The 14,097-nt window shown below is 51.5% G+C and carries 13 protein-coding genes; 2 read left to right on the forward strand and 11 right to left on the reverse strand.

The window, feature by feature from the left end; all coding sequences use genetic code 11:
- Positions 1-283 precede the first annotated feature (283 nt).
- On the forward strand, positions 284-712 hold the full coding sequence (locus AV656_RS03715; RefSeq protein WP_063179051.1) for a hypothetical protein: 429 nt from the start codon (positions 284-286) through the stop codon (positions 710-712).
- Positions 713-782: 70 nt separating this feature from the next.
- On the opposite strand, the gene AV656_RS03720 is transcribed toward AV656_RS03715, so the two are convergent.
- The 9 genes from AV656_RS03720 to AV656_RS03760 all read right to left on the reverse strand — a co-directional run bounded on the left by AV656_RS03720 (position 783) and on the right by AV656_RS03760 (position 10,584).
- The gene (locus AV656_RS03720; RefSeq protein WP_063179053.1) at positions 783-2,402 is read right to left on the reverse strand and encodes a bifunctional metallophosphatase/5'-nucleotidase; all 1,620 of its coding nucleotides are present in this window, start codon (positions 2,400-2,402) and stop codon (positions 783-785) included.
- 34 nt (positions 2,403-2,436) lie between these two features.
- On the reverse strand, positions 2,437-3,777 hold the full coding sequence (locus AV656_RS03725) for an MBL fold metallo-hydrolase (RefSeq protein ID WP_063179055.1): 1,341 nt from the start codon (positions 3,775-3,777) through the stop codon (positions 2,437-2,439).
- 16 nt (positions 3,778-3,793) lie between these two features.
- Positions 3,794-5,107, reverse strand: a complete 1,314-nt coding sequence (locus AV656_RS03730) for an ABC transporter substrate-binding protein (RefSeq protein WP_063179057.1) — start codon at positions 5,105-5,107, stop codon at positions 3,794-3,796.
- A 162-nt stretch (positions 5,108-5,269) separates the two neighbouring features.
- Positions 5,270-6,157, reverse strand: a complete 888-nt coding sequence (locus AV656_RS03735) for a carbohydrate ABC transporter permease (protein ID WP_231877259.1) — start codon at positions 6,155-6,157, stop codon at positions 5,270-5,272.
- 27 nt (positions 6,158-6,184) lie between these two features.
- Positions 6,185-7,075, reverse strand: coding sequence for a carbohydrate ABC transporter permease (locus AV656_RS03740; RefSeq protein WP_063179059.1), 891 nt, complete (start codon positions 7,073-7,075; stop codon positions 6,185-6,187).
- Complete coding sequence (locus AV656_RS03745) at positions 7,072-8,154, reverse strand: ABC transporter ATP-binding protein (protein WP_231877233.1); 1,083 nt, start codon at positions 8,152-8,154, stop codon at positions 7,072-7,074. Before AV656_RS03745 ends, AV656_RS03740 begins: the two co-directional genes overlap by 4 nt.
- Positions 8,155-8,369: 215 nt before the next feature.
- On the reverse strand, positions 8,370-9,194 hold the full coding sequence (locus AV656_RS03750; RefSeq protein ID WP_063179061.1) for an alpha/beta fold hydrolase: 825 nt from the start codon (positions 9,192-9,194) through the stop codon (positions 8,370-8,372).
- A 104-nt stretch (positions 9,195-9,298) separates the two neighbouring features.
- Positions 9,299-9,676 carry a hypothetical protein gene (locus AV656_RS03755; protein WP_063179063.1) on the reverse strand — a complete coding sequence of 126 codons (378 nt, stop codon included), beginning with the start codon at positions 9,674-9,676 and terminating at the stop codon, positions 9,299-9,301.
- 164 nt (positions 9,677-9,840) lie between these two features.
- On the reverse strand, positions 9,841-10,584 hold the full coding sequence (locus AV656_RS03760; protein WP_063179065.1) for an alpha/beta hydrolase: 744 nt from the start codon (positions 10,582-10,584) through the stop codon (positions 9,841-9,843).
- 137 nt (positions 10,585-10,721) lie between these two features.
- On the opposite strand from AV656_RS03760, the gene AV656_RS03765 reads away from it, so the two are divergent.
- Positions 10,722-11,126, forward strand: a complete 405-nt coding sequence (locus AV656_RS03765) for a DUF2569 family protein (RefSeq protein WP_063179067.1) — start codon at positions 10,722-10,724, stop codon at positions 11,124-11,126.
- Positions 11,127-11,524: 398 nt separating this feature from the next.
- On the opposite strand, the gene AV656_RS03770 is transcribed toward AV656_RS03765, so the two are convergent.
- Positions 11,525-12,739 (reverse strand): PoNe immunity protein domain-containing protein, encoded by a 1,215-nt coding sequence (locus AV656_RS03770; protein WP_063179069.1) that lies wholly within the window; start codon positions 12,737-12,739, stop codon positions 11,525-11,527.
- A gap of 138 nt (positions 12,740-12,877) precedes the next feature.
- On the reverse strand, positions 12,878-14,005 hold the full coding sequence (locus AV656_RS03775; protein ID WP_063179071.1) for a DUF4145 domain-containing protein: 1,128 nt from the start codon (positions 14,003-14,005) through the stop codon (positions 12,878-12,880).
- Positions 14,006-14,097: the final 92 nt, after the last annotated feature.

Consider the following 14,097-nt stretch of genomic DNA (forward strand, 5'->3'; position numbering starts at 1 on the left):
CTGTTCAGTTTTCAAGGTTCATTTATTGTCGTTGTGTTGTTCAGCGACCTACTTAATATAACATGCTGCCCAACTTTCGTCAACAACTTTTTTGTCTTAATCCGTTCGCCGCGTTACTTGGAAACGCAACGTTGATAACTATACACCGCATTCCAAAACCGCGCAACCCCTTATTTTATAGTCGGAATGTTTCATTAGCACGACCGGGAGTTCTGAACCGGGTATATAATGAAGAACTCCGTTATGTTATAATTCAGACAACAAATCGAGGGGGAGCGATGTCATGAACCGTCGGTTAATCCAGATCTGCAGAGTGCTGCTGGGGGTCATCTTCCTTGGTGCAGGGATTAACGGGTATGTAGTCTTTTTTGGCTTTGAGCCGTTTATCGCGACAAGTCCTGAAGCCATGGCTCTGTTTATGTTTGACTACTTGCTGTTTGTTGAGAAAACCCTTGAAATCATCTGCGGGATTCTTCTTCTCACCAATCAGTTCGTGCCGATGGCGCTGGCTGCTTTAAGTCCGATTGTGGCGAACATCTTCCTGCTTCACCTGTTCGTGGACCCGTCTATGCTGGCGCTTGCCGCAGTGATTGTTCTATTGCATGGTTTGCTCCTCTACCATTATAAGAGCCATTTTGCCGGGCTGTTTGTCCGGAAGCCTCATGCTCCGGATCCGGCTGTCCCGCCTTCGGCAGCTCCGCTCGGGGATTAACCTCAATTAAAAAAAGCAAGCGGGACCTTTCCCGCTTGCCTTCGGACGATCCGATTTGGAGCGTCTTTTTTTAGGCTCTGCTCTCCAGTTGCAGATCGGGCACCTCATCCTCTTCACTTCCGAACCCGGAACGGATCACTTCAAAATTGCGGTTCTGTGTCGCCATGACAACCGGATGTTCTTTGAAGTAACCCGCTATCAGTTCCGTCATCGGTACACGGACTTCCCGGGTGATTTTAGAAGGGCCGAACATGTGATACCCGCCTCCGCCGACCGCACGGTATTGGTTGAGGACGATCTCCAGTGTTTCATCAGGTTTAATGAGATGACCATCATGGATTAGAACCGTAATGCGGTCACCGGGTGGCCGTGTCAGATCGATCGTGTACTCGATTCCTGCGTACATGTCATAGTTATAATGCTGCGCTTTCGGCTGAATGTAAGCAGGGTTGATGCCGATCTCGCCAGCTGGGTCAAGCTCAAAATAGGCAGCGGACAGTTCAAGTGCTTCCTTGAGGTCGCTGCCGGTTACCCGGCAGACGGCAAGCGTGTTCGGATACAGGTAGTTGATGACAATATCCCGTAATGTGACGCTTGGCGGAAAACCTGTCGCTTCCCTGCTAAACAGGGATGTCGCTGAAATGGCGCATCCGCTGTGATGCATCTGGACCCGATTGATGAAATCTACATAGGCGTGTCCGCTGATCCTTGCGTCAAGTGCGTCGGTGATGGACATCTCACCGACAATTCCGCCGATCGGCGTGTCGAGCCACGCTTCCATTTCACCCTTCAGGCCACTAAACTGCTCCGCCAGTACCAGGTCCGCTTCTTTTCCTTTCACCTCTTCCAGTCTGGCATTGCAGCCGGTAATACGCCAGCTGCCCTCCTGCTTTTCCAGCTCAAGCGTCACTTTACCGACAGCCTCTCCCCTGTAGCCCGGCTGGATCACCGGAATTCCATTTTTGACGGTCGCAATTCTTTTGTGCTGGTGGCCGGTCAATAGTGCGTCAATCCCCTGCACTTCTGTGAGAAGCGCGTATCCTTCATTCTCCCCTGTCAGCATCTCTGTCGGCTCGCCGGTCTCCAGGTCACATTCAAGGCCCCCGTGGTAGCTGACAACGACAACGTCTGCGATTTCCCGGAGCATCGGAACATACTCTTTCGCACTGGCGACCGCTGAACGGAATGTGAGGCCTGCGCAGTGGTCAGGATGTTCCCAGTGCGGTATGTAGCAGGTCACCAGGCCGAGCACGGCAATGCGGACACCATCCTTCTCGAAGATCTCATAAGCCTTACCGGTAACCGGCTCCCCGGTCTCATCCAAAATATTGGCAGCGAGCACCGGAAATTTGGCGGCCCTGACTGATTCCATCATATAGAACAGGCCATGGTTGAACTCATGGTTGCCGGGTACACCGGCATCAAACTCCATCATGTTCAGCGCATCCATAATCGGCGCCGCCGTTCCACGCTCCCTTTTCATATAGGAGGTCAGCGGCGAGCCCTGAATGAAATCACCGTTGTCGATGACGAGGACCGGCCCATCCGCTTTCCGCTTTTCCTCCCGGATAACCGTTGCTGCTTTGAACAGGCCCAACTCCATGTTCTGATCTCTTTCTCTTCCGTCTCCCGGAAATAGATATCCGTGCACATCACTTGTTTCCAGTATGGTCAGTGTCAGCTTGTCCATCGCGTCCGCCTCCGTTCACTTCTGATGTCTGAGGTTACCTGGTATGTACCGGATGCAACGGGAGCTCCGCTTCACCTTCAGCTGTTCCATTGCCGTACCAGACCTGCGCCACCGGAAGAAATGGCCTTACACCGGCCAACTGAAGCTCTTTATGAAAAACGTCAGGCCGGAGTGTATGCCAAGGTACGGTCACGCCCGCCTCAATTACTTCAGCAATGGCAAGCAGGTCCATCTGGCCGGCATACCCGCTCGTTCCCAGCTCCCTGAAGCTGAACTGGTGTTTCTCCAATTGGGCCAGCATGTCCGCATATCGGGGGTCATAACTCCCTAGCGGTTCCCCGTTGCTGTGACAATAGATTCCCCCGCCAAATCCTTCAGCGAACCGGATGTTCGGATAGCTGTTCTGGAGAACAAAGCGGCCGGGATGTTCGGAAAGTTCCTGAAGAGAGATCGTTTTTTCGAACGTTTCTTCTCCGATCAACGTTTCTCTCAAAACTGCCGGCTGAAGCTCCGGATGGAATGTTTTCAGGACCCTGGCATAGGCCTCTTCGAATACTATCTCCCTGCCGCTCCGTTCAACTGTTTCTGCTACATCTTTCATTCGCTCGATGTTGCGGATATACGGATTGATGAAGACAATGTTCTCCGTATCATCACAAAGAATGGTTTCCAGCGATTCGATCAGCTCTTCTTCAGTGGCAGGTATTGCAGAAAGATTTTCTTTCCGATCGGAGCTGAAGCTGGTCCCCTCAAGCAGCAGAACATCCGGCTGCCATTGTTCTGCTTCTTTTACCCAGCTGATCACCTTATCGGGATGGTTACCCGTCAGGCGGAGATCACCCGAATGGATCAGCTTCAGGTCGTCCGTCTCGATGAAGAGTACGGAAGAGCCTGGTGTATCATGATCGGATGGCTTAAAGGTTACACGGATGTCCCCGACCGTGACAGTCTCATTGTCACCGACCGGGTTGAGCGAAACCCTTGCAGGCTGCTCTCCCCCGGTCTCAATAAGGATGTTGTAGAGGCGGTAAGCCTCCCGGGACAGATATACTTTCGTCCCTTCCGGCAGGTGCGGCAGTCCGCCCATGTGATCCAAATGAAGATGAGAGATGAAAATCGCAGTCTGTGGTATTTTTTCATGGACCGGACCGGCCGCATCGGAGAGCAATCCTCCCTTATCGTACAGGTCCGGGATGGCAGGAAGACTTCCATCAATGATCAACTGTTTTGTCAGCGTTATTCCTCCCGGCTGTTTTACCGGATCCCCGCTATAGGACAAGCCAAAGTCACAAATGACTCTGGCCTCTCCGGTGAGGATCTCCACGATATTGCCGCCGATGGTGTCCAGACCACCCCAGAAGCGGTAGCGTGTCATCGAGTATCCCCCCTTATCAGTTTCCGATGATGCTTTCTGTCTGCTGATCCAGTCCGGTCAGTGCTTCCTGCACATCTGTGCCGTTGACAAGGACGTCGTCCAGCGTCTCGATGAATGCGTTCCGGTATTCGCCGTGGCCTTTGAACATGGCAGAGTTTGCTGCGTACTCAAGCTCTTTGTTCGCCGCTTCGGCCGTTGGGTTTTCCTTAAGGAAATCCTGGTATTCCGGTACATCCTGCGCAGCACGGGTGATCGGCACATATCCGGTTTCCATCGCCCAGAAAGCTGTGTTTTCAGGCTGGAGGAGGAAATGGATGAACGTCACGGCCGCTTCCTTTTCCTCTTCTGAAGCGGGGGCATAGACGCCAAGGTCGTTGCCCGCAAGGAGTGTCAGCTGTTCACCATTGAATGTCGGGATTTCTGCAGTTCCCCAGTCAAGTCCGTTTTCATCTGCGGATGGCTGTACGTGTGCCACACCGGCGCTGGAACCGATATACAGTGCGGACTCACCGCGGCTGAACGGGCCGGAGAAGTAGCCGTCTTCACCTGCTGTACGAGCATGTCTATTACCGATCGCATCCATAAGGAACTGCAGTGCCTCGACACTTTCAGGAGAATCGATTTCGACTTCATGTGTGTCCTGGTCAATGAAAGCCGAGCCGTTCTGGCGGGCCATCGTTTCGAATTCCATTTCAAAGCTGTTCTCCAGCCCCATGGCGACACGATCGTCACCGGCTTCAGTCATTTTCTCGCCAAGCTCGATGACTTCATCCCAGCTTGTCGGAAGATCCATTTCATATTCATCGAGGATTTCCTGGTTGTAGAACATGATCCGGGTCGACTTGGAGAATGGCATGGAATATATCTTGTCGTCGTATTTCACACCGTCCAGGAAACCTTCATAGATGTCATCAAGCTCGTCCTGGGAAAACGCGGTGTCACTGACGATCAGATCATCGAGCGGCTGAAGCAAATTGTTTTCGGCAAGATCCGGCACCTGGCCCGGTGTCAGCTGGGACATTGTCGGAAGGTCTTTGGATACGCCCGCAGCCATAATGGACTGCTGGAGCGAGCTATAGTCGCCCTGATTCATTTCCTTTACGACTATCTCATCCTGGGATTCATTGAACTTCTCCGTCAGTTCGGTGATCGCTTCCTGATGCGGGCCGTTCATTGCGTGCCAAAATGTCACTTCGACGGTTTCTCCATTTTCTTTAGTAGCCGCATCGGCCTCCTCGCTGCTGCTGGCTTCACCGCCGCACGCCGCCAATAGCAAACTGGCAGTAAGGAAAAGCCCTGCCCCAAGTGTGAATTTATGATTCTTCAACATCCTTCTCTCCCCCTAATAATTTCTTATACGGACATTAGCTGATAGATGGCTGCCCAACGCTTTGCTTTTGGGCGCAGACGTCAACCTTTGTATTGGCGTCGGCTCTTAGCCTTCCCCGCTGAAAGCGTCCGCCCGGAACGGAAATCAAACACTCTACTTCATTCATCCCTTCAACCCGCTCCGCGAGATGCCCATGATGATGTTTTTTTGCAGGAACAGATACAGGATGATCATCGGCAGGACGACAAGTGTAGAGGCGGCCATTAACAGTTCATACTTCGTCCCCGCCTCAGTCGTGAATGCCTGCAGTCCGACCGGCAACGTGCGGAGCATCCGGTCATTCGTGACGATCAGCGGCCACATGAACGAGTTCCAACTGCCGATCACCTTCAGGATTGTGATCGCCACGATGGCAGACTTGGACAGCGGCACCATGACCGACCAGAGAAAGCGGAAATCGCTGCAACCGTCCACCTTGGCGGCATAGTACAGCTCATCCGGCACTGACACGAAATTCTGATGCAGGATAAAGACAGAAAACACACTTGCAAGATACGGAATGATCAGCGCCGCATACGTATTGATCAAGCCAAAGTTTGAGAGCGTCACGAAGTTCGGAATGATCAGAAGCTCCCCGGGCACCATCATCGTCGCGATCAGGACGGTGAACAGCAGGCTTCGCCCGTAAAACTTCATTTTTGCGAATGCGAATGCCGCCAGGATCGTCGTAAACAGTTCACCGATCGTTGAAACCACGGTCACGAGCACACTGTTCAGGAAGTACCGCCCGAAGGGAGCGGCCTCGAGAGCAGTTCCGTAGTTGACAAACTGAGGGACCTCCGGCATCCAGACCGGCGGCATGGCGACTGCCTCAGCGGGAGTTTTCAGCGATGTGACAACCATCCAATAAAACGGAATCAGCATCGTGATGGCACCGATCGACAGGGCAGTGTAGATGAGTCCCTTTTTCAGAACATCCGCCATTCCCGCATCTGCCAGAAGCCAGCTTGCGCGCTTGGCCGGCGGCAGTCCGGCGGGGGTCTCCAGCACTTGTTTCAAGCCATTTCGCCTCCTTTCTCAGTAATGGACAAACTTCCTGTTGTAAGCGAACTGGATCAGCGTGACGGCAAAGATGATGACGAACAGAACGACGCCTGCCGCGGCAGCGATGCCGTACTGGTATTCCGTATAGAACTTTTCGTACAGGTAATACACGATCGTCAGTGTCGACTTTGCCGGTCCCGGCTTTGCCTGGAACAAGGCATACACTTCATCAAACACCTTGAAGCTATTGATGACGCCGAGTACGGAAACAAGGAATACAGTGGGTCCGAGGAGCGGCAGGGTAATGTTCCAGAATCGCCGGATGCCGGATGCCCCGTCGACCTTGGCCGCCTTGTAGTACGTCTCATTGATATTATTCAGACCGACAAGGAACAGAATGATGTTGAAGCCGAGCCCCTTCCAGACCGCCATGATGACCAGCGCCAGCATCGAGTAGTCCGGGTCGGTAATCCAGAGGACCGGCTCGATTCCGAACAGGCCGAGAAAGTAGTTCATCAGTCCGTAATTCCGGTGGTACAGCCAATTCCAGACAAGCGAGATCGCGACCGTACTCGTGACAAACGGCAGGAAGTAAACGGTCCGGAAAAAGCCGGAGAGAAACTTAATCTGATTCAGCAGCAGGGCGATACCCAGTGAAAGGGCAATCGAGATGGGGACGACTCCAAGAACAAAAACGAAGGTGTTCTTGATCGCAAGATAGAAATCAGAATCCTGCAGGATCGTCGCGAAGTTGCCGAGCCCATAAGCATGGACAACATCATCGTAGAAGTTGTAATCCGTATAAAAGCTCATCGCAAACGACTTGACGATTGGATAAAGGTTGAACGTGAAGATGATGAGCATCATCGGCAGGATGTAGAGCCAGGCCTTCATCGTGCTTTTCAGAGTCGGGTTCTGTATCATGCACCCGCACTCCCGACTGAACTTCCCGATTCACTCCATCGGACGGATCGGCCAAATTGATCAAAGTAAAGAAGATCCCCGTCATCGGCCGTCAGATTGATCGTCTGTCCCTCTTCCACAGCTGCCGGCAAGCCGGTCACCAACATTTCCGCGCCGTCAAGACGGACCTTGGCAGACACGCCCCTTCCGATCCGCTCAATATGGGTGACTTCACCCCGGAACAGGGCGTCTTGCGTATGATCGGTGGCAATGATGCATTCGGGACGGATGCCGACCGTTTCGATCTGGCCCGCATACGGCTGTGGGATATTCATCATCCTCCTGATCCTTCCGTTCGGATCGAATGCCAGTGTATTGATCGCCGGCTTGCCGAGGAAGCTGGCGACAAACAGATTGTCGGGGCGCTCATACAGATCACGCGGCGTACTCATCTGCTGAATTGCGCCATCCTCCAGCACCATCACCTGGTCCGAGAGGCTGAGCGCCTCTTCCTGGTCGTGAGTGACGAACACCGTCGTAATGTTCGTCTCCTGCTGGATACGGCGAATCTCCTCGCGCATCTCCAGCCGCAGCCTCGCATCCAGATTCGAGAGCGGTTCGTCCATGAGCAGGATGGACGGTTCCTTCGCAAGCGCGCGGGCGATGGCGACTCGCTGTTGCTGGCCGCCTGACAACTGTTTCGGCTTTTTGTCGATGTGGTCCTCAATCTGGACAAGATTGGCGAGCTCGAGTGCCCGTTCCCGACGCTTGTTTTTCGGAACCTTTGCCATCTTGAGCGGGAACATGATGTTGTCCAGAACCGACAGATGCGGGTAAAGGGCATAATTCTGGAAGACCATCCCGACCTTCCGCTTGACCGCATCCAATTTGGTGACTTCGCGGTCACCGAAGAAAATCCGCCCTTCTGTCGGGAACATCAGCCCTGAGATGAGCATCAGCGTTGTAGATTTCCCGCATCCGCTCGGTCCCAGCACCGAAACGAGGGAATGCGCCGGAAAAGTGAAATCAATCTGCTCTAGCACTTTTTTGTCTCCATACGTCATGGTGACGTCTTCAAACCTGACCTGCAACGTGTTCACCTCTATGTATCTTCTGTCCGGAACAAAAGCCACTCCGGCATTTTCTTTCTGGTGCCCGTCCATTATAGGGGTCCGTCTTTTGCTTCCATATGAAGGAGTTGTAAAAGAATTGCTAAAGGTGATTTTTTGGCTTTACGAAAGATTTACAGGGATCATACGGACAAATGAAAAACGACTGCAGACATCGTTGTCTGCAGTCGTGATCGCTTATAGATTTAGGCTTTGGATGCCGGCGTGCCCGCGGCCTGCCGAATGACTTCTTCTACCCTGTCCGGATTCTCGGCAGTCAGCATATGGGTACAGTTTTCAAACGCGATCACCTTAGAATCTGGAATCTGTCCATTCAGATAGGCGGCGGTTTCTTTTGAATACAGCGTGCTCTTGTCGCCGTAGACAATCTGTGCCGGCACTGTGATGCCGGCAAGCATGTCCCGATAGTCGGCCGTCACCATGGCGTGCCACATGGCAGCCAGCACATGAGGAGAATTGGAGGCGGACAGCTTCAGCATTTCTTCAAGCTCTGTTTCGCTCAGGTACGGTACTGTCCGCTTCATGAAGGTTCTCGAGAAGCCTTCGAATTCTTCATACATCTGCGTCAGGTCACGATCGGCATCCGGACGAGTATATTCTCCGTGCCACAGGCCGAGATTCCATCCTTCTTCATTGACGAGTTTCGGGGTCATATCGAAGATCGTGAAGGAGCGGAGCCGATCAGTGCCATGGTTGCGGATGTACTCAAAACCGGTAGATGCACCCATCGAGTGGCCGGCCAGCGTCACCCCGCTCAGACCGAGGTGTTGCATTAATTCTTCAAGATCCTGGGCAAAGCGGCGGAGCGTCAGCCCCTGATCGGTACGGTCAGATTGTCCATGCCCCCTTAGGTCATAAGCCACCACCCTGAAATCGTTGCTCAAGGATTCGATCGGCTCAGCGAAGGTCGTGTGGTCGCCCGACCATCCGTGAACGAGCACAATGGGCTGTCCCTTGCCCTTGTCCACATAAAACAGATTCATTCCGTCAATTGTTTCAAAAAACGCCATTTCCCTTCCCCCTTCTTGCCGGAGTTCCGACTGATTGTTCTGAATCCAGTATACCAATAGGGAACAGGTTTCATATAAATAGGCACCCCGCGGGGTGCCGTTCATTATCGTGCAGAATCCGTTCCCAGATTCATCTTTTTGAAGAATTCCTTGCGGTAAACAGGATAAAACGATGTCCAGTAAACCTGTGTCAGCTTAAGAGTCAGCATGCCGACAAACGGCAACAAAAGCATCAGGAACAGATAGGGATTCTCTGTAATTCCGAGGAATAGACCCATAAATGCACCCACAAAGATAAATAACAGACTTACGTACCAGCTGGCCAGGAAACCCAAGAGGAATACAGCCGGGAAGTACACCATGGGAAAGGCCTTAATCTTATCACGTAGGGCTTTCTGTTCGTTAAGTATGCGCCAATTGCGCTTTGCTTCACCGGCGATCTCCTTGAGAATCGTCCAGTTTTTCTTGAAAAGGAAGTTCACTTCCGGTGCCACCGCTTTCTAGTGATCAGATTCAAGCTGATCGCCAGGAGGGTTTTATTTCTCGGCGAATCAGTATTTGTATAGTACTTTATCATATGGGAAGGAACATTTTTCATACCGAGGACGATTCATACCCGGCACCGCGTTCCTATAGATTCATATTCTCATGAATTCTTTCTGAAGAAGCGGAGTACACTTTCATGAATCCTATCTTGATCGTTGTCCAATGTGGCTACGTGATAGCTTTCTTTCAGCTGGAGAATCTCCTTCTCACTTGATGAAACGCCGTCATGGATGATGCCGGAATTGCCCGGAGGGACTACATGGTCTTCATCAGAGACCAGGGTCAGTGCCGGGCACTTCACTTTTTCAAGATCTGCCCGCACTTCATCCATCAGAGCGAGAATCTCCTTCACCGACCTGACCGGTGTTTTCTCGTAGGCCAGTTCGATGACGCCCGCCTTCTTGATGTCCGAGCCGATTGCGTCAAGGAAACGGACGTCTTCCGGCTCGCCGACTTCTTTAAGTGCCGGCATGTCAATGGCGGCGTTGATGAGCGCGATCGCTCTGATGTCCGGGTGATGCTGCGCCATATAAAGCGTCAGCGTGCCGCCCATGGACAACCCTGCCATGTAAATGGTGTCGCACCGCTCTTTCAGCCAACGATAGCCTTCTTCTACCGACTCAATCCAGTCGTGGCGGCTCGTGCGTTCCATGTCCTCATAGTGGGTACCGTGCCCTTTCAGGCGCGGCAGGCACACCGTGTAGCCCGCTTCCGCCAATGCTTCGGCAAGCGGACGCATACTTTGTGTGGAACCTGTGAAGCCGTGCGAAATCAGGACCCCTTCCTCCCCGCCTTCCGCAAAATAAGGTTCAGCGCCTTTCAATACCGGATACTGATCTGCCATCCCGATCCCTCCAAGTCTGAGTATGATTATTTCCCACTTCGACATGGACTGCAGTGATTCCTTTTCAGAGTTCGGATTGTGGAAGATGGGCAGCTTTTGTTATATTGGGATGGCTTGACAGAATGGAGGTGACTACAATGAACCATGAAGCAACAGACGGCGATTCCGAGTTCCACACAGACTCCCGATACGCGATTGTTGCAGGATGGCTGATCCTGCCGGCATTGTACCTCTTGTTTAACCTTTTTACCGTCTCATCCGTTATCCTGTCTTTTAATCCTCTTGATATGCGGGGACAGGATTTGATTGTCTACATAATATATTTATTACTTACTGTCTATTATTTCTACATCGCCTATAATTGGATCAAGAGAAAAAAACGACTGCCGCTGCTAATAATCATCGCCTATATCATCAATATCCTGATCAATATAAGTGCCTGGCTCGCTGGTATGGGCGGTCTATTGGGAATTGGCATTAGCGTGCTCTGGATTGTCTACTTCGTAAGGAGCAGGCGGGTCAAAGCGACGTTTATCAGGTAACGCAAAACCAAACGGCCACTATATAGTGGCCGTTTCAGACTGTAGATAAAGTAAGTGGATTACTCATTTGTCTGCAGTTTTTTCTTCTTCCCGAAAGTCCTTCGGATTTCCGTTGCGGCCCTTGCTTACCAAAACTGCGTTTTTGTCACAGACCCGTGCTTCGTGACGGCGCCACATTACGTAGGGTGGCGGCTGTGCGCATCGCGTAGCGGAAGATCTCCTGCGAGCAAAAGCGCCAGAGTTGCGGACCATTGCGCGACATCCACGGGGCTTCGACTAACGCTTTTCCCGCAGGTGTCTCAGGCCCTTCGCCCGAATCGATTTGCCATTTTAAACACGATGGAAGATACGGTCAAATCACCATAGTATACATAAGATTATTATTCAACACTATCCAGCTACTCAACGGTACTGTAATGAACCAAATCATGTGGGTAATATCGCCGCCCTGCCAGTTCACGGTCATCCAGCTCCAGAATCTTCACAATTGCCGCGCTCTCAAAGCACCAATAACCATTATAAATTTCATCTTTATGAAGGTGTCGATCATGCCACGCAGCTTCATCGTGGCCCTCATACCAGTATTTCCGAAGATAAACCTTCAGGCCCCAGATGCTCTGTTGCTTATTCTCCGCAAACAATACGCGTTTAAGATGCCGATACGGTTCTTTGAATAGAAAACTCCGGTTCACGGGCTTCTGCTCAGTGCCAGTACGGCCATTAATGAGAAATTCCATTAGTGCATCTTCCTGTTGATAGACCGAGGCCAATTTGGAGATCCTGCCAACCAACCCTTCATCCGATTCCAGCAGGATGGCAAGGCACAGCAGCAGGACACAATTCTGATAATGATCGTAGCTAAAGCGTTCATCTCCCGCTTTTTCAATCCAGTCCATGACTTCGGGCAGAAATGCTTTGATTTCATCCAGCGGATAACCCGCTGAATAGAGAGCGACCAGCTTTGTCCGATAAAGACGGGCGACCACACCATAGCCGTATTGGACACCTTCATCATCTTCCCCTCGTTCCCCGATCACCTGATCAATTGCACCTTTAAACTTCTCTATACTCTCCTCTTCTCGGGAGATAAATCGCTGATAGTACGCCCTGTCCCTTAGAAAATCCCGGACAATTCCATCTTTTGAAAGACTGGCGGCACCCTCTGCAAGGGCCTTCTCTTCTTTCAAGAGCTGTTCATCAAAAAAGTCCGTATAGGTTTGCCAACTCTCTTGTGCTATAAATTGCTGATTTCTTAATTTCCGGATGTTGTCTTTCTCGATACAGAAAACCGAAGGGACGTTTTCTGTGTCCATCAAAATCAGTCTGTCTTCGATTTCGCTCAGAACAATGCATGAAACAGGTAAAGAACGGTATTTTCTGAATCTGACCGTGTCGTTGCCGATGTCGGGTTTGTACATCTCGTCTATGTCGAACCGGAAATGATCGATGCCGCCGAGCGGTCCCCCACCAAAGAAGGAAGCAATTTCCCGAAAGTCTTGGGGAAGAATCACTTCAAGGAATTTCTCTGCTTTCCTGAGCTTTCGCTTGCTGACCCCTTCATCAGGATATAATCGTTTATATCGTTCTTTTAGAACTCTGAGTCGCTTCTCCATGAAAATCGCTCCTTCAGCTTCACTGGCTTCATACTGTCAATAGTTTACCATCCCAATCTATTTTCACCGGAGAAGACTACTATATTTTTGATTGTTTATATAGAATAAAGCGCCCGCCGGTCGGCGGGCGCTTCATCATTATACGGTCACGATTTCTTTCTGGGTGTTTTTCAGGTCATCAAACAGTTTCTCGATCGTCCCCGCTCCGACATTTTTATACTTTGCTAGAATAACCAGTTCCTGTGGCAGCTGGCCTGCCCGGCGGATGCCCGATTCCTCAAGCTGGCGGATGAATCCCGGCGTAAGTGAAGGGAAATTTTCCTTGTTCAGTTCGGCTTCGGCAAGAGCCTCTGTCACGATGATGGAGTCGCCTTTATAAAACAGGAACAGCTCGCCCGGCCGCTCGATGCGGATTCTGCGGCGGGCTTTTTCCTCTTTGATGAATTCCGAGAGCTCCTCGAAGAACTGCTCGTCATTTTTCTGTGTATACCGGGTAACCGATAGATGAAGGCCGGCGAGATCAGCCGGCAGTTCACTCATAATCCGTGCTTCTTCCGCGCCGTGGAGCTTGACGAGGAAGCGCACGGATTTTTCGAATCGCTGCGGCAGGAGGAAGGCATCGCGCAAGAAGTAAGGAATGTCGAGTGTCCTCTCACCGCATCGAATCTGACGAACGGTTGTGTAACCCGGAGATTCATCCAATGGCTTAATCGGGGATAAAACAGCAGTTGGTGTTTTGTCTGGCGTGACTTCCTCTGCGTCATCATTCAACGTTTTTCTTAGCAACTCTTCCAGACGGCCCAGGCGGGATTCCAGCTCCGGCAGTTCGAAGGTCTGTTCCTTCGGTGGAGCGGGGTCCCGGTATTCGGGAAATGTAAAATCCGGATTCCCGTAAACTTCCACGTACCATTTCATGACGATATACAGCTGTTCCCAGGCAGCGAGTGACTCGGTCACCCGGAATGCCCTTGGCTGATGGGCCGCACGGTTGCCCGCCTTCCGGATTTCGTGTAGTGCATCCCGGACCTCATCAGTCAGCAGTTCCTGACGGCTGACTTCATCGAGACGTTCTTTCAGGGATATGTGCTGCGCATCCGCAATCCCCTCTTCCTTCAGGACCAGCTGTAAAACCGAGTCAATCAGTACACGTGCATGCGTCAGCATCGTACGCGGACTTGTATAGACGGATTGTTCCAGCTCACCCGCAACCATTGCGAGATGCCGGTGTTCGAGAAATGCATAATAATTTTCACCGTTTTCGTTCACATTTCTGACTCCTTCTCTATGTACATCAACTTAGTTTATCATTTATTAATCTTAGTCTACAAAGCGTGTCTAATTGTGTCATAATAATACCA

This window comes from Bhargavaea cecembensis (genome assembly GCF_001619585.1).
In the GTDB taxonomy this organism is placed as follows: Bacteria; Bacillota; Bacilli; order Bacillales_A; family Planococcaceae; genus Bhargavaea; species Bhargavaea cecembensis_A.

What these genes read in the sequence shown, in the direction of transcription:
- AV656_RS03715 (WP_063179051.1), top strand. Translation starts at nt 284, where the DNA reads ATGAACCGTCGGTTAATCCAGATCTGCAGAGTGCTGCTGGGGGTCATC.
- AV656_RS03720 (WP_063179053.1), bottom strand. Translation starts at nt 2,402, where the DNA reads ATGGACAAGCTGACACTGACCATACTGGAAACAAGTGATGTGCACGGA.
- AV656_RS03725 (WP_063179055.1), bottom strand. Translation starts at nt 3,777, where the DNA reads ATGACACGCTACCGCTTCTGGGGTGGTCTGGACACCATCGGCGGCAAT.
- AV656_RS03730 (WP_063179057.1), bottom strand. Translation starts at nt 5,107, where the DNA reads ATGTTGAAGAATCATAAATTCACACTTGGGGCAGGGCTTTTCCTTACT.
- AV656_RS03740 (WP_063179059.1), bottom strand. Translation starts at nt 7,075, where the DNA reads ATGATACAGAACCCGACTCTGAAAAGCACGATGAAGGCCTGGCTCTAC.
- AV656_RS03750 (WP_063179061.1), bottom strand. Translation starts at nt 9,194, where the DNA reads ATGGCGTTTTTTGAAACAATTGACGGAATGAATCTGTTTTATGTGGAC.
- AV656_RS03760 (WP_063179065.1), bottom strand. Translation starts at nt 10,584, where the DNA reads ATGGCAGATCAGTATCCGGTATTGAAAGGCGCTGAACCTTATTTTGCG.
- AV656_RS03765 (WP_063179067.1), top strand. Translation starts at nt 10,722, where the DNA reads ATGAACCATGAAGCAACAGACGGCGATTCCGAGTTCCACACAGACTCC.
- AV656_RS03770 (WP_063179069.1), bottom strand. Translation starts at nt 12,739, where the DNA reads ATGGAGAAGCGACTCAGAGTTCTAAAAGAACGATATAAACGATTATAT.